Here is a 16541-nt window from a genome sequence, read left to right on the forward strand (position 1 = left end):
CGTACCGGTTGCTCTTACGGAGGGTTGTATACAGACACAGTAAGCTACATGCAGAAAATATGCTGGCCGATCGTCTTCACCTGCGGACGGGACCAAATCCACTTGGAGGTCGCCGTCTTGGGATTGAAGTAATAGATACAGCCGCCCGACGGGTCCCAGCCGCTCAGAGCCTGCTGCACTGCCTTGCGTGCCTGTTCATTAGGCTCCAGATAGATCTGGCCGTCAGCTACGGCGGTGAAGGCTCCCGGCTGGAAAATGACGCCCGAAGGCGTATTCGGGAAGCTTGGGGATTTGACACGGTTGAGAATGACTGCGGCTACAGCCACCTGTCCTTCAAAAGGTTCACCGCGTGACTCGCCGTAAACCGCGTTAGCCATGATCTTCAGGTCGTTTTCGGACAAGCCCATGGTATTGCCGGAGGACAGCTCAGCCGTATTGGTTTTGGCTGCAGCTGCGCCGGAGGGCGTTTTCTTCTGGGCGGTAGACGTCTCGGGCGCTGTCGGCTTCCAGGCTGTAGTCGCATTGTATAGCTTAAGCTTCGTCTTGGCCCCGACTACCCCGTCGGATTTCAGGCCGAATTTCCACTGGAACCAGGTGACAGCATTCTTCGTCTTGGTCCCGAACTGACTGTCAATCTTGCCGTTAAAATAACCAAGATGCTTCAATCTTCCCTGCAGCTCATAGACATCCTGCCCGGAAGAGCCTACCTTAAGCGGAGTTGTGCCGAACACGGGCATGGCTTCCTCCCCTTCATCAGGGTGATCTGCGGCAACCTGTTCTGCTGCATATGGCTTGGCATAGATCAAATCATGATCTTTGAAGACTGCACCGGCAAACGGCGCAGCGGCAAGGGCAAGGGTAACGGCGGCAATGATCCACTGCTTATGTTTTGTCATGGGATTCGCTCTACCTTTCTCTTGGAAGTTCTGCATGAATGGCTAAAGTTATTATGACGACTGGCAGGGCTTCCTATGCATGACCGCAAATCAAGGAAACGTAAATCCATTGCAACTGAGAACGATTATCAACTATACTTGGGTTATGAAACAACAGGAGTTGAGAAGAAACATGGATTTTAAAGACCATATTGTACTGTGGAACCATGCTGCTGTAGAAGTTATCGATATCCGCAAGGCCTCATTCACTTCTGGACAACCTCCGCTGAACTATCGCCTTCCGGCTAGTACATACCTGTATATCGTTCGCGGCAGCGCAAGTCTGCTTATAGATGACAGCCGATATGAAATCAGCGGCGCAACTGTCTTTCACGGGGGCAAAGGCACTACGATTAAATTGCTGAAAACACATGAAATTCTGGATTATTACCTTATTATGTACCGTTCAACATTAACGCTGCCTGCCCGGCGCAACCTGACAGCGGTTCTGGAACGCAGCAAGCCTTTTACCGGAATCTATCACTTCACTCCTGTCCATCCCCTGCTGCTGTATGAGATTCTAGACCAGATGTATGGGGATTGGCAGACACGCCGCGCCCTGGAGCATCTGCATGTCAAAGTCCTGTTCTATCAATGGGTCCATGAGCTGCTTCATCAGATGCAGGAGCAGGAGCTGCACCCGCTTAGAGCAGATGTGCTCGACCAGGCTGTCCGTTATATGCATGATTCTTACAGCAGGCCGTTCACCCTGGATACACTTGCCGACACTTTGGGCACCAGCCCGAGGACATTATCGAGGCTATTCCGCATGCGGCTTCAGACCAGCCCCGCCCAATATCTGGTTCAGATTCGCATGGATAAGGCACGTGAGCTATTGCTGGGCACAGAAGCCACACTGCATGATATTGCAGCTGCTGTGGGCTACCCGGATGCGTATTCTTTTGGAAAAATGTTCAAAAAGCACTTCGGAAACTCTCCAGTGAGGTACAAAAATTCTGAGCAGGCCGCTTCCCCTTGGCGGGATATGATATCTGTGCTGTCTGCAAATGACATTGCCCGTGAAGGCACTCTCCGATATATTGATGATGATAATCATTATCAATATGATCAAAAAGGAGCGTCATCCATGTTCAGAACGGCCAAGCCATCCCTAATGTTAACCTTGTTGTTATGCTTCACCATAGTGTTAAGTGCCTGTTCCTCAGGAAATACCACTACAACGACGGCGGGCAACGGCACCAATACGCCAACCTCTTCGCCTGCTGCGACGGCATCCTCTACAACGTCCCCTGACAACACTGCAGCCGAGGCACAGACCCGGACGATCTCTACGGTAAAAGGAGATGTCGTGGTGCCTGCCGATCCTCAGCGTGTCGTGGTGCTGTATCTGCTGGGCGATGTGCTGGCTCTGGGCATCAAGCCCATAGGGGTATCTGATGTGTCCGAAGGCGCTGCCTTTGAGAATGAATTGAAGGATGTACAGAAGCTGGGCACCTGGTTCGAGGCTAGCCCTGAGGTTGTACTGTCGCTTGAGCCCGATCTGATCATTGTTCCTTCTGAGGAAACCTATCAGGCATTGCATGACATCGCACCGACAGTGCTGGTCCCTTATGAGAAGATGACGACCGATGAACGGGTAGGATTCATTGGACATATTTTCGGCAAGGAAGAACAGGCTACCAGCCTTCTGAACAATTTCAAGGCCAAAGTGGAAGACAGTAAGCAGAAGCTGCAGGACGCGGGAATCCTCGGTTCAACGGTCTCCATCATGGAAGGCGGCTCAGACCGCAGCATGGTAGTGGTGATGAGCAAACAGTACGGCCGGGGTTCACAGGTCATTTATGAATATCTCGGAATGAAGGCTCCTGAGCTCCTCCAGCAAAAAATTGATTCCAAGACCGATATGGGCGGTGATTCCGTATCCTTTGAAGTGCTGGCCGACTACAGCGGGGATTATATCTTCCGCTCCTCCTATGAAGGGATGGCTGATCTGACGGAAGACCCGCTCTGGAACGGCATCCCTGCAGTCAAAGAAGGCCGGTTGATGAATATCGACTTCGGATTATCCTATTACAACGATATTTACTCCCTGAACGCACAGCTTGATTTCATTGTTGAGCATTTGCTTGCAGCACCACGGGTGAAGTAATATTGTTGCCCCTGCAAAATAAAAAGCTGTCCCGTAAGCCATTGCTGGCTTGCGGGACAGCTTTTTGCATTTATGAACTGAGTCTATTATGCTGATACTGCTCCAGCGACATCAGCACCTCACGCGGCTTGCTGCCCTCGTAAGGGCCGATGACGCCTCTGGCCTCCATAGAGTCGATCAAGCGTGCGGCACGGGTGTAACCGACGCGCATACGCCGCTGAAGCAGCGATACAGAGGCCTGCTTGGCTTCCAGCACGATCTGGACGGCCTGTTCATACAATTCATCCTGCGGCTCCTGATCCTCGCTCATGGTATCGTCCACCTCAGGCACAAGCGACTCGTCGTAATTCGCTTCCCCCTGGCTGCTGACATACTGCACAATCGTCTCTACTTCCTGATCGCTCATGAAAGCACCCTGAACACGGATCGGCTTGGAAGCCCCCATCGGCAGGAACAGCATATCGCCGCGTCCGAGCAGCTTCTCGGCACCCGGCATATCCAGAATGGTCCGGGAGTCCACATTCGAGGAGACACCGAAAGCAATCCGCGAAGGAATATTCGCCTTAATCAGGCCGGTGATCACATCTACCGAAGGACGCTGTGTGGCGATAATCAGATGAATTCCCGCCGCCCGCGCCATCTGGGCCAGCCGGCAGATTGCATCCTCTACATCATTCGCAGCAACCATCATCAGATCGGCAAGCTCGTCCACGATGACAACGATATACGGCAGTACTGCTGCCGGATTATCCTTCATCAAGTTGTTGTAGCCCTCCATGTTACGTGTGCCTGATTTGGAGAACAGCTCATACCGCTTCTCCATCTCCACCACAATCTTCTTCAAGGCCAGACTGGCACGCTTAGGGTCTGTAACTACAGGAGCCAGCAAATGCGGAATGCCGTTATATACATTCAGCTCGACCATCTTAGGGTCAACCATAAGGAATTTCACTTCATTCGGCTTAGCCTTATATAGAATGCTGGTAATAATACCGTTGATGCAGACTGATTTACCGGAGCCGGTTGCTCCCGCTACCAGCAAATGGGGCATCTTGGCGAGATTGCCGATAATCGTCTGGCCGGAGATATCCCGCCCGAAGGCAATCGACAGCCGTGACTCCGCATCCTGAAAAATCTGTGTCTCCATCACTTCGCGCATGGTGACGACCGAAACCTCCGAATTCGGCACTTCAATGCCGATGGCTGATTTGCCGGGAATCGGCGCTTCCATACGGATATCCTTGGCAGCCAGTGCCAGCGCGATGTCATCGGTAAGATTGACAATCCGGCTGACCTTCACGCCGATATCCGGCTGAATCTCATACCGGGTCACCGCCGGTCCGCGAACCACTTCCAGCACCTTCGCCCTTACACCGAAGCTCTCCAGTGTAGCCTCCAGCTTGCGTGCCGTCTGCATATAATCATTCTGATCGCCCGCCTTAGCCCCGTTAATCGGTTTAGCCAGCAAACGGAAGGACGGCAGCTTGTACGGCTTGGGCGGAGGTGGAGGCGGTATAATCGGAGCCGCCTCGCCCTCCTCTGCCGTTCCCAGCAGCCCGTCCAGCTCTAGAGGCAGTATACCCTCCCCGGATTCCCCTGACGGAGCAGAATCTGCTCCCGCTCTCGTAAGCTCAGCAGCACCTGTTCCGGTGGCAGCACCACCACGTGCCGCTGGTGAGAATTCGCTCCATTCCTCCCGGTCCTCGGCATTCAGCCCTTCAGAGCGGATATGCTCGAAGAAATCCCGGATGATCGGCGTTACAGGCTCAAGCTCCTCATCCGGGAAGTCCTCCTCGCCATACTCCTCCAGAGGAACACCTCCCGCTGCTGTCATTCTGGAGATGACCGGCCCCCCCCGCGGATCCGTAATGATGATATCCGTCACTTCATCCTCCGGATCACCCATGACTTCCGGCTGACTCTGGCGGGCAGCCCCGCTGAACCAGCCGGTTATTCTGCCCAGAAGCTTCGACTGTCCGCGTCTTGGCAGCTGCTGATCCGATCCGTCATCCTCTTCAAAGTAATCGTCATCATCCGCAGGTTCCGGCGTTGTAACTCTGCTGGCTCTAGCCGGTCTGCTGTTGACCACCGGTACAGCAGCCGGGCGGTTCGCCGCCCGGAGCTTAATTCCTTCAATCAGCTTCACAGCTCTTACCCGGAGTAGGGTAAACAGCTCTACATAGGAAAGATTGGTAATCAGCATGAAGCTGATGGCCAGCAATACAATCATCAGCAGCTTAGCACCCAGATTGCCGAACAGCCACAGGAGCGCAGCGTATTCAAGCGCACCGATGTACCCCCCGCTGATATCCTTGCCCAGCATGTATACACTGCTGTCGCCGGCGCCCGGTGAGAGGGCGCCGGATAAATCATTATGTATTTGAGACAGTACATTGCCCGGATGCAGCATCCCGAGCGGACCCAGCTTCTGCTGCATTGCCGATATGGTACTCATCAGGCACATGGACAACAGCAGGAGCAGGCCGCCGGTATAGCGGCTGTTCCAGGTGGACGGCCATTTCCTGTGAATCATTACCATCAGCCCATAGAAAATTCCGGCCAGCGGCAGCACAAAATAGAATCTGCCAAGTAAATACCCCGCCATGCTTGAGAGCGAGCGGCCGACAGCCGCTTCCCCCGACAATGCAATGACGGAAATCGTAATCAGCAGAATTCCGTAGATTTCATATTTTAAAACACTGCCCAGCAGCGCTTTCTTCTTCTTTCTTCTCCGTTTAGCCACGCCAGCCACCCCCGAGTCAACATTATACCATATAATGGCGTGGCGTACCTATGTTCTCTTTTGTCAGAATATGCATCTTTAGGGGGTTTGTTCGCACTTAGCGGTCCAGCTGAACGATTGCACCCGGGGAGAAGGCCGCATCCAGATATTTATCCAGCGGACACTGCAGCAGCCGGACCACCTTCGCCTGGCCTCCATCCAGCAGCTCTACCTGCATCAGCATGCCCTGAATAGTCATCTCCTGCACGGGAGAGGCATAACTCAGTGCCCCCTCGAATACCTGCTCCATCGGAAGAATGGTATAAAAGGTCATTGGGTCAGCCCCCCTGGCGTAAGCGTATCGTTCGTCTGAGAAGGAGCAGCGGCAATCATCCGGTTCAGATGGGCCAGTGCGGCACCGATTCCGCCCACTTCATCCATCAGGCCGAATCTGACGGCATCCTGGCCGCCCACTGCGGTGCCGATGTCCCGGTTCAGCTCTCCGGTCTTGAACATCAGATCCTTGAACTGTGATTCCGTGATGCGGGAATGAGAGGTCACGAACTTCACCATCCGCTCCTGCATCCGCTCCATATACTCGAAGGTCTGCGGCACGCCGATCACCAGGCCGTTCATCCGGATCGGATGGATCGTCATGGTTGCACTTTCGGCAATAATGGAATATGTGGAGGATACCGCTATAGGCACGCCGATGCTGTGACCGCCGCCGATGACTACCGTTACTGTAGGCTTCGACAAGGACGCGATCATCTCGGCAATGGCCAGTCCAGCCTCTACATCCCCGCCAACCGTATTGAGAATAATCAGCAGCCCCTTGATGGTCTTATTCTGTTCGGCGGCAACAAGCTGGGGAATAATATGCTCGTATTTCGTGGTCTTGTTATGCGGCGGCAAGACGAAATGCCCTTCAATCTGTCCTATAATCGTCATACAAAAAATATCCGGCTCCCCGGTCGGAACCACTGTCTGTCCCAATTCCTTAAGTACCCCTACAGGTCCCGGGATTCCTGGAGGAACCGGCTCATTCACTGCGGGCTTTACCTCCCCTGGCAGAATCTCTTCGTTACGCCCTCCGCCCGCCTTGCTTGCTTCTGTGATTTCCATCGTACACAGCGCTCCCCTTCTGCCTGCAACACCCGTGTGCTTCAGGATTCTAATTTCTGTTAGTATGACATTCCGGGGGACTGCCTTATGCACCATATCAATTGCACTTGTTTTTTCTGCTGCTAATTCAAGAGGCCGGGCCCTCTCTTTAACGGGCCGCCCTCAGTATTTCTTATTTTAATATTTGTCCACCACTGCTCCCAGTACTGCTCCGCGCACGTAGGTCTGACCTTTCAGGCTCTTTAACCCGTCCGCCGTCCCGGTCACAACTACGCCCAATATCCGGATATCACCGGCTTCCGGCGCCGCCTTGTCCTTTTTCAAATAATTGAAGATGCGCTGATACTCACTGTGGTGATTGTCCTTCTTGTCTACCCCAATCTGTACTGCGCCGATGAAATCCTCGGGCTTCGCCTGATTCCACTCCGGCTGGATGCCGAAACCGTAGACTCCGTAATTCGCACTCATCGGGGTCGGATAGTTCATTTTAGCGGGATCGTTCTCATTAGGAAACGGCTTAAAGCCGAACCCCTCGCGGTCATCATACGTATCGACCCAGTACCAGACCTGTTTTGCCCCAGCGGGCAGAATGCTCTTCGCTTCTTCAAACGAGTAGTCCTTGTCAAAAGATACCGCCAGCTCCACCCGCTTATCTCCGTTCATCCGGTCCAGCTCGGAGAGATCATTGATAATTTTTCCGTTGTAATCGACTCCCGGGATATAGAAGGCCATTTCTCTTTGTCCATTGTCGGAATTGTAATTCCGGTAATACTCGTACCCCTCCTGCTTCATACGCAAATCTTCTACGTTCAGGTTATTTGCCCCTCCGTATGCGCCCGTTGTGAAGGGGAACCACCAAGGATTGTAATTGAGCCATCTGGTTTTCCAGGGGATTGGTACGTCATCGACAATCTTGTAGGTATTCATTTCCAGGACGCCTGACAAAAAGCCGCGGTTATCCTTGTAGCCGGAATCGAATTCATTGGGACTGCTGATCCTCATATACTGCTGCTCGCTATAGTGGGCATTCATGGATAGATGACCTACAAGCTGCGCTGCTCCATAGAATACGATCAACAACGTAAGTACACTGACTCCGAGTGAAATCAGGATACTGCGGATCATACTCTTCCGTTTGGTTTTTTTCAGGGTGGTCATAATATTCTGGTCTTCTGCTTCTTCCCATGGGGCAGTCATTCGCCCTCACCTCCGTATAATTGTTGAAATTGCTGCCGCGCCCGGTAGAGCGTAGCCTTCACTGTTCCTTCCGTGATGCCAAGCATGGCGGAAATTTCCTTGTAGGACAGCTCCATTTCATATTTCAGCAGTATCAGCTGCCTGTTGGCTGGAATCATACCGGCCAGCACCTCTTCAATCTTCTCCTTGCGCTCCCGCCGCAGCAGCACCGCTTCCGGGAGCTCATGCTCAGGCGCAGGATGAACCTCCACTTCCTCGCTGTATTGAAACTTCTTCTTCCTGCGGCACAGGTCAAAATACCGGTTGATTGCAACCTTGTATAACCAGGCGCTGAATTTGCGCTCATCGATCGCTTCCAGATACAGCAGCGCCTTGTACACAGTGTCCTGCACAATATCCTCTGCATCTGAGGCCCCGGCACCGAGGCGGATCAAGTAGCGGCGGATCTCCGCCAGTTTGGGTTGGAGCACCTTCTCCAAGTCTCTTGGCTCCATGCTGCACCTCCTTGCCTGTATAACGGTCAGGTTGCCCAAATGTTGTTTTGTGCAGTGAAAAAAAACATAAAAAAGCCCCTTCCCCAGGAAACCGTCCAATATTTCCGGGAAAAGAGGCTATTGCCAAAGCTATATTGTTAAGAAATGCTTCTCTTATACTTCCATAATAATCGGCAGGATCATCGGTCTGCGGCGGGTCTGCTCATAGAGGAAACGGCCGAGTGAGTCTTTGACACTGGTCTTCAGGGAAGCCCATTCATTGACCTTCTCACTCATCAGACGCTGCAGCGTACCCGCAACAATCCGGTTTGCTTCGTCCAGGAGACCTTCCGATTCCCGCACATATACGAATCCGCGGGAGATGATGTCAGGACCGGAGACAATCGCTCCGTTCTGCTTGCTGAGGGTAACCACAACCACCAGGATACCATCCTGCGACAACAGCTTACGGTCACGCAATACAATGTTGCCTACATCGCCGACACCCAGCCCGTCGATCAGTACGTTACCTGCAGTTACCTTACCCGCTCTGCGTGCAGCTCCACCGGAGATCTCAATCACTTCACCCAGCTCGGTGATGAAGATATTGCTTGGCTCTACGCCAACAGATTCCGCGAGAAGTGCATGCTTGCGCTGCATCCGGTATTCACCGTGAATCGGCATGAAGTATTTCGGCTTCATCAGGTTGAGCATCAGCTTCAGCTCTTCCTGGCTGCCGTGACCGGATACGTGAACGCCGGAGTTGGAGCCGCTGTAGATAACATTGGCACCCAGACGGAACAATTCATCAATGGTACGGCCTACATATTTCTCATTACCCGGTACCGGTGTAGCCGCAATAATAACGGTGTCGCCCGGCATAATGTCTACCTTGCGGTGGCTGGAACGCGCCATGCGTGTCAGCGCAGACATGGGCTCGCCTTGGCTGCCTGTGCACAGTACTACCACACGGTTGCCTGCCATTCTGTTCATCTCTTCAGGCTCAATGAGCATGCCGTCAGGGATATGCAGATAGCCAAGCTCGGAAGCAATGGATACTACGTTAACCATGCTTCGTCCAATAACGGTAATCTTACGTCCGGTGGCTTCAGAAGCGTTCACTACCTGCTGAATACGATGCACGTTGGAAGCGAAGGTTGCTACTACCACACGTTGTTCAGCTTTGCGGAAAATATCTTCCAGCACGATGCCGACATTCTTCTCCGAAGGGGTGAAGCCCGGCTTCTCGGCATTGGTGCTGTCTGACAGCAGGGCCAGAACGCCCTTCGATCCGATCTCAGCCATGCGGTGCAGATTGGCAAATTGACCGTTGACTGGCGTGTGGTCGAATTTGAAGTCACCGGTGTGGACAACGTTGCCCTCAGGCGTCTCAATGCATACCCCGACAGAATCCGGAATACTGTGATTCGTTCTGAAGAAGGTTACCTTAAGCGATGTGCCCAGTTCAACCTCGGAATCCTCGTTAATCAGAATCCGCTTAGTTTCACCCAGCAGGTTCGCTTCCTTGAGCTTGTTCTCCACAAGACCCAGGGTAAGTCTTGTTCCATATACCGGAACATTCAGGTTCTTAAGCACATAAGACAAGCCGCCAATGTGATCCTCATGGCCGTGCGTAAGAACAATCCCTCTTACCTTGTCACGGTTCTCGGTGAGGTAGGAGATATCCGGTATTACGATATCAATACCCAGCATATCTTCTTCAGGGAATTTCAGACCGGCGTCTACGACTACAATGTCGTTACCGTACTGAACTACGTACATGTTCTTACCAATTTCACCGACTCCGCCAAGTGCGAATATCGTCAGTTTGTCGTTGTTGTTATTGTTTTTTTTGGACAAATGAATCTAACCCTCCTATGATGTTGGACGTCATACTTTTTATTTGTTAACAATGAGCTTCAATATTTCAGCGGCGCTGTAATATACATCAAATTGCTGTTAACTCCTTATTTCGACAAGGAATTCCCGGTAAGTCTGTATACTTGCGCAGGTCTAAACTCCCGAATCCGGGCAGTAATATCCTCTTGAAGCGGGCAAATGCCCTCAAAATTCCACCACCGCGCCCCTCGCGCGTAAATCCGGCATATTTAGCACAGACTTATTCAAGGACCTATCCTGTCTTACAATGCAACAAATCCGCATTGCCGGAAGATTACCGCATATTCAATTAACCGCACCAAGTCACTTAAGTTCATTATACATGATTTTTTTGGCAAAAGACAAGTCACCCTGTACCTGGTCCTATTCTTTCCTTAACAAACAGCCAATATTTAAGGAAAAGACAAGCAAAAAACGCTGCAACGCCTGACTTTTTTAACATAGAGTTAATCCTGGAGAAATAATTCCCATATGTGATCTGCGGCGGCTGGAAGTCCGTAACGTAAAAAACCGGCCGCTCCATAAGAGCGGCCGGTTGCCGTTGTACCTATCTTCGCCTATTCATTTATCCACGCCTGGACTATTTTATCTTAGCAGGGCAGCAATGAAAGCCGCCTCTTCTTCCGTAGGTGAAACCAGCGGCAGGCGGACCGAGCCGACATCCAGCCCGCGCAGCCCCAGCGCATACTTCACGGCAGAGGGGTTAGGCAACGGCTGCGGACACTCGAACAGCCCCTTGAAGACCGGAAACAGCTGCCGGTGAAGCTCGCCTGCACGGCGGACATCCCCGGAGGTGAAGGCCTCGATCATCTCTGACATCTGCGCTCCGACAACATGGCTGGCCACACTGATGATACCGTGGCCTCCCACAGCAAGCGTCGCGAGGCCGGCGGAATCATCTCCGGTGTAGACATGGAAGTCTTCAGGACAAGCTGAGGCAATCCATGTAATCTGGTCTACCGAAGCACATTCCTTCGTAGCCACAATATTAGGAATCTCCGCCAGACGCAGGGTGGTTGCTACACTCATGCTTACTGTCGTTCGTCCTGGCACATTGTACAAGATGCAGGGCAGCGAGGTCGCAGCAGCAATTGCAGAGAAATGCTGGTAGAGCCCTTCCTGATTCGGTTTATTGTAATAAGGGACGACCAGAAGCACACCGTCCACGCCGATTTTCTCGGCTTCCTTAGTGAGCTCGATGGAATGTCTGGTGCTGTTGCTGCCGGTACCGGCAATAATTTTACAGCGTCCGCCTGCTTGCTGCTTCACGAAGGAGAACAGCTTCAGCTTCTCCTTATCGGTTAGGGTCGGCGATTCGCCGGTGGTTCCGCAGACTACGAGCGCAGCGGACTTTTGTTCCTCGATCAGATCATCGACCAGCCTTGAAGTTGCTTCCCAGTTGATTTCTCCTTCCCCGTCAAACGGGGTTACCATTGCGGTGATCAGTCTTCCGAAATCCACTTTGAATTCCTCCTTGTCAGCGGTGCAATTCAAACTTGGCATGCAGGGCGCGAACCGACTGCACCATATCTTCTTTTTTCACGAGAACCCAGATGGTTGTGTTGGAATCGGCAGACTGCAGAATCTGGATGTTCTGCGAGCTGAGCGCCTCGACGATATGCGCCATGATTCCCGGAACGCCGTTGATGCCCCCGCCGATGACGGAGACCTTGGCACAGCCGGACAAGCTCTTGGGACGCAGGCCCAGCTCCTGCAGCGCAGCAATCGCCTGCTCTGATTTGTCATCGAACACCGTATATACGGCCTCGGTCGGTGTCACATTGATGAAGTCCACACTGATCCCGTTATCGGCCATGCTTTTGAATATCTGCAGCTGCACGCCGGTTCCATTGCCCTCCGGACATTCCACCGAGATCTGCGTAATATTGCTGACATAGGCAACCCCTGTGACGAAACGGTCCACGACTCCATGGGATACATCACTGAAGCCCTCGGGATGGGTCACCAGCGTCCCCTCCGCTTCGGAGAAGGTCGAGCGTACACGCACCGGAATCTGGGCCTGCATGGCAATCTCCACAGCCCGTGGATGAATGACCTTGGCTCCCTGATACGCCATGTTACAAATCTCGGTGTAGCTGACATAAGTAAGCTGCCGTGCATCTTCGACAATCCGTGGATCAGCGGTGAGTATTCCGTCAACATCCGTATAGATATCTACCATATCCGCACGCAGAGCTGCTCCAAGTGCTGTAGCCGAAGTGTCGCTTCCGCCGCGGCCGAGAGTGGTGAAATCACCAGCTTCCGTCTGACCCTGGAAGCCGGTTACTATTACTACTTTATGCTCACGCAGTTCCCGTAGAATGCGTTCTGTGCGCACATCCAGGATTCTGGCATTGCCATAGCTGTTGTCGGTCAGGAATCCGGCTTGCGCCCCTGTCAGCACCGTCGACCGAATGCCCTCCTGCTCCAGCAGACCGCACAGATTGGCCGCCGAGATAATCTCCCCGCAGCACATCAGCAGATCCCGTTCCCGGTCCGGCAGTGAATTCCCGCTCTGAACCGCCAGATCAAGCAGTGTATCGGTAGCATAGGGCTCCCCCTTGCGGCCCATAGCCGAGACTACGACCACCAGGCTGAACCCGCTGGCCAGCTCCCGTTTGACATGACGGATTACGTGTTCTCTGGCCACTGGTGTGGAGAGTGAGGTTCCGCCGAATTTTTGCACCAAAATACCCATGTATAATTCCTCCATTGCTTCTTTCAGCAGACTTACTGAACCCTACGTGAAATAAATCACCCCGCGAGGCAGAAGTGTTCGTAGCCGCGATAACCTGACTCTTATTATAGCGTAAAATTGTTCGTGCCGCCCCCGGGATGAGGACGGCAGAAATGAAGCTTATGGGTCCGTCAGCTAAAATTCGCTCTTCCGGGCCAATCCTGTACTGATTATATAAGCTATGCAGTATGAAATCGTTGTACTAACATAGGCTGTAACTGGTGACCCTGCAGGGCGGCGTAACAGGCTTCGGGAATGAGATCCATTTGCGCCACCAGCGAATTCGGCTTCCCCTCGGGATTATCCTGTCCGAACGGGACGAAATAAATATGTTTGGCTACCAGGAGCTTCGCAATATTCGCAGCGTTAAGACCAAGTCCGTCATTCGTCGAGATCGCCAGCACCAGCGGACGCCCGTTGCGCATCTGCGATTTGGCTGCCATCAGCACCGGACTGTCCGTCATCGCGTTCGCCAGCTTGCTGGTTGTGTTCCCTGTGCAGGGAGCAATCGTCAGCACATCCAGCAGCTTGGAAGGACCCAGCGGCTCCGCTTCAACAATTGTAGAAATGATATCATTCCCTGTTATATCTTTCAACTGTTTTAACCAATTTTCCGAGGTTCCAAAGCGGGTGTCCGTGTTCAGTACCGAAGCAGACACAATCGGCACCACATTCGCTCCTGAGTCCATGAACCGCTGAATCTGCGGCATCACCTCAGCGAAGGTGCAGTGTGAGCCGGTAATGGCATAACCTACTGTTTTTCCGTGCCAATCCATTCATTCATCCCCCCTGATTAAAGTCTCGTCCGATATCGACTGTACCAGCGCACCTGCCATAATGATTCCGGCGCTCTTGGGGGCAACAATCCCGGGCAGGCCCGGTGCCAGCATCGCCTTGATCCCGCGCTTCTCGGCATAACGGAAGTCGCATCCGCCCGGTGCGGACGCCAAATCAATGATCACGCAGTGCGGCTGAAGCCGGGACAGGACCTGTGCGTTGATAATCATAGCGGGTATGGTGTTGAAGATCAGATCCGCCTCAGGCGCATGCAGCAGCAAATCGTCTGTCATAAAAGGCTTCCAGCCCATTTCCTCTGCCCTTGCAAAGTGCTCCTGCTTCCTGACGCCTACTTTGACCGTGGCCCCCATTCCCTGGAGGGTTCTGGCCATGGTGAAGCCGGTCCGGCCCATCCCCAGCACCATCGATGTGGAGCCGTGTATGGTAAAGTCAGTGTTCTGCACGGCCATCACCAAAGCTCCCTCCGCTGTCGGGATAGAGTTGTAGATCGCCACATCGTCCCTGTTCAGCAGCTCCACCAGCTTCAGCGAATGTCCGGCACACAGGCCGCGCAAATAGCTTTTAGCCATGCCGGTGTATACCAATGCCCGGGAAGGCAGAGCCGCGATATGCTCCTCCCTCAGTTGGAGGCGTTCTGAAGAATACAGCGCGTTAATGTAACCCTCATCATCGCAGCCGACCGCCGGCAGCACCAGCACATCCGCTTCACTTAGCAGCTCGGGCGACAACAGTTCAAGGCTTACCCCCGGGCATGGGGCATCCCATGTATCGAATCCGGCAACGCTTACGGCCGCATCCAATTCCACACATTTCCGAATCACTTCAATTTGTCTCGCGTCCCCGCCCAGGAACACGATCCTGATGCCAGTAAGCATAGGGATGACGCTCCTTTCCACAACCACATTCGACTATAGAGCATCTTATGCCGGAAGCGGCCGATGGGTGAAGAGCGGAGAGGAATTCCCGCAGCACAGATATTAATCACAGAGTTTGCTGATGTTTCAATCTATAATCAACTAAAAATGGATATGAAAGGAATGCTATGCGGAATAAATTCATTCGTTACATTGTACCAGTCCTCGCAGTTGCAGCAATCATTACAGCAGCAGTCTACTTGAATCAGACCGGTATTAGTGGCCCCAAGAGTGAACAAGCGAACTCTTTGCCGGGAAACAATAAGGCAACCCGTTCTGCACACGCCCCCAGTCCTGCCATGGCAGAGCTAAGTCCGGCGCAAATGAAAGAGGACCTGGATAAGCTTGTACAGACAATTGTCCAGATGCACCCCCGTCTGATCAACGGTTGGACCAGTGATGAGCAATCCGTTATTGACACTGCTTACGCCAACATTGAGCAATCCAAGACTCGCGGTGAATTCTATTTCATTGCAGACACTATAGTCATGCTGCTCCATGACGGGCACACGACGCTCTACCCGCTCCCGGAGGTAAATATCCTTGATTTGCCTTTATTTTGGAGCCGGGAGGGTCTGCTGGTGAAGGATAGACGGGGAGCCTTTCTGCCAGGGGATCGGATTACAGCCATTGGAGGACGCAGTGTCAAGGATCTCGAAAAGGATCTGCAGCAGCTTATTCCGGCAGAGAATGAGAGTTGGGTCAGAATGCAGGCAACCAGCCTGCTTCCTTCAGAGTGGTTCCTGCAGCATTTAGGACTGGTCACCGAAGGTACAGTCTTGATAAACGCAACAAGGGCCGGACATCAAATTTCGGAGAGCATTCCCTTGACAGCAGACAGCGGACAGAAGAAATACAATCCGTACCCGTCACATTCTGCTGCGTTCACTTTTGAAATCAAGCCTGAGCAGTCCCTGGGAATCTTCCAGATCAATGACTGTGTGTATTCAAAGGATTATAAGTTAATGGTTAAACGTTTCTTTGACGAGGTCTATACACAGCGAATCAGCAATATAGCGGTTGATTTAAGGAATAATGGAGGTGGGGATTCCAGGGTGGTTGACGAATTTCTCGCCTATACGGATGTCAGGAGCTACCGGAGCTTTGGAGGTGAGGTCCGCTTCTCCACACAAGTTAAGCAGCAATTCCCAGACTTTCCGGACGACGGTACAAGCAGGAACGAACCGGTTCCCGTCCAAAATATACAGCTCACCGATCATCCCTTCAAAGGACGCATCTATGTACTGACTTCTCCCCGTACCTTCAGCTCGGCGAACATGTTCGCACTTATCATACAAGATAACAAACTCGGTCAGATTATCGGAGAGGCGAGCGGTAATCAGCCGTCCGCTTACGGAAATGTTATCGGATTCCAGCTTCCGGCATCGGGCATCGGCTTTCAGGTCTCTTTCCAAAAATTCATTCGTCCTGATCCTTCCCGAGACCCGGCCACAGCCGTGATTCCTGATATTGAAGCCTATACAACTGCTAAAGATATTATTGATCGCAGGGATGCCCAACTGGAGAAGCTGTACGAGGTCATTGTGCAGAAACAGACTGACGGCCCTTCCAGCTAAGCGATATATTTCAAAAAAGCTTGCGGACGCGCACCTAAAGGTGCGCTTTCCGCA

General features: G+C 52.6%; 13 protein-coding genes. 2 read left to right on the forward strand and 11 right to left on the reverse strand.

Annotated elements, in window-relative coordinates:
• Window positions 1–44: 44 nt before the first annotated feature.
• Window positions 45–896 (reverse strand): spore cortex-lytic enzyme, encoded by an 852-nt coding sequence (sleB, locus tag MKX51_RS17325; RefSeq protein ID WP_340993268.1) that lies wholly within the window; start codon window positions 894–896, stop codon window positions 45–47.
• A gap of 172 nt (window positions 897–1068) precedes the next feature.
• Here sleB and MKX51_RS17330 point away from each other — a divergent pair, with 172 nt between their 5' ends.
• Window positions 1069–3045 (forward strand): AraC family transcriptional regulator, encoded by a 1977-nt coding sequence (locus tag MKX51_RS17330; RefSeq protein WP_340993269.1) that lies wholly within the window; start codon window positions 1069–1071, stop codon window positions 3043–3045.
• Window positions 3046–3115: 70 nt separating this feature from the next.
• On the opposite strand, the gene MKX51_RS17335 is transcribed toward MKX51_RS17330, so the two are convergent.
• The 10 genes from MKX51_RS17335 to dpsA form a co-directional block, all read right to left on the reverse strand.
• Complete coding sequence (locus tag MKX51_RS17335) at window positions 3116–5788, reverse strand: FtsK/SpoIIIE family DNA translocase (protein WP_340993270.1); 2673 nt, start codon at window positions 5786–5788, stop codon at window positions 3116–3118.
• Window positions 5789–5885: 97 nt separating this feature from the next.
• Window positions 5886–6101: a YlzJ-like family protein gene (locus tag MKX51_RS17340; protein ID WP_036724745.1), complete on the reverse strand. Its 216-nt coding sequence runs from the start codon at window positions 6099–6101 to the stop codon at window positions 5886–5888.
• Entirely contained in the window at window positions 6098–6892 is a 795-nt protein-coding gene (locus MKX51_RS17345; protein WP_340993271.1) for a ClpP family protease, read from the reverse strand. The genes MKX51_RS17340 and MKX51_RS17345 overlap by 4 nt, the downstream gene beginning before the upstream one ends.
• A 177-nt stretch (window positions 6893–7069) precedes the next feature.
• Window positions 7070–8089, reverse strand: coding sequence for an anti sigma factor C-terminal domain-containing protein (locus tag MKX51_RS17350; protein ID WP_340993272.1), 1020 nt, complete (start codon window positions 8087–8089; stop codon window positions 7070–7072).
• The gene (locus MKX51_RS17355; RefSeq protein ID WP_076078664.1) at window positions 8086–8583 is read right to left on the reverse strand and encodes an RNA polymerase sigma factor; all 498 of its coding nucleotides are present in this window, start codon (window positions 8581–8583) and stop codon (window positions 8086–8088) included. Before MKX51_RS17355 ends, MKX51_RS17350 begins: the two co-directional genes overlap by 4 nt.
• A gap of 153 nt (window positions 8584–8736) precedes the next feature.
• Entirely contained in the window at window positions 8737–10422 is a 1686-nt protein-coding gene (locus tag MKX51_RS17360; protein ID WP_036724742.1) for a ribonuclease J, read from the reverse strand.
• A gap of 624 nt (window positions 10423–11046) precedes the next feature.
• Window positions 11047–11922, reverse strand: a complete 876-nt coding sequence (dapA, locus tag MKX51_RS17365; protein WP_340940112.1) for a 4-hydroxy-tetrahydrodipicolinate synthase — start codon at window positions 11920–11922, stop codon at window positions 11047–11049.
• Window positions 11923–11938: 16 nt separating this feature from the next.
• Window positions 11939–13159 (reverse strand): aspartate kinase, encoded by a 1221-nt coding sequence (gene dapG / locus MKX51_RS17370; protein WP_036692638.1) that lies wholly within the window; start codon window positions 13157–13159, stop codon window positions 11939–11941.
• A 218-nt stretch (window positions 13160–13377) separates the two neighbouring features.
• Window positions 13378–13974: a dipicolinate synthase subunit B gene (locus MKX51_RS17375; RefSeq protein WP_340940111.1), complete on the reverse strand. Its 597-nt coding sequence runs from the start codon at window positions 13972–13974 to the stop codon at window positions 13378–13380.
• Window positions 13975–14871 (reverse strand): dipicolinate synthase subunit DpsA, encoded by an 897-nt coding sequence (gene dpsA / locus MKX51_RS17380; protein WP_340993273.1) that lies wholly within the window; start codon window positions 14869–14871, stop codon window positions 13975–13977.
• A gap of 167 nt (window positions 14872–15038) precedes the next feature.
• Between dpsA and MKX51_RS17385 the strand changes: the two genes are divergently transcribed.
• Entirely contained in the window at window positions 15039–16487 is a 1449-nt protein-coding gene (locus MKX51_RS17385) for a S41 family peptidase (RefSeq protein ID WP_340993274.1), read from the forward strand.
• Window positions 16488–16541: the final 54 nt, after the last annotated feature.

The organism is Paenibacillus sp. FSL M7-0420 (genome assembly GCF_038002345.1).
Taxonomy (GTDB): Bacteria; Bacillota; Bacilli; order Paenibacillales; family Paenibacillaceae; genus Paenibacillus_AQ.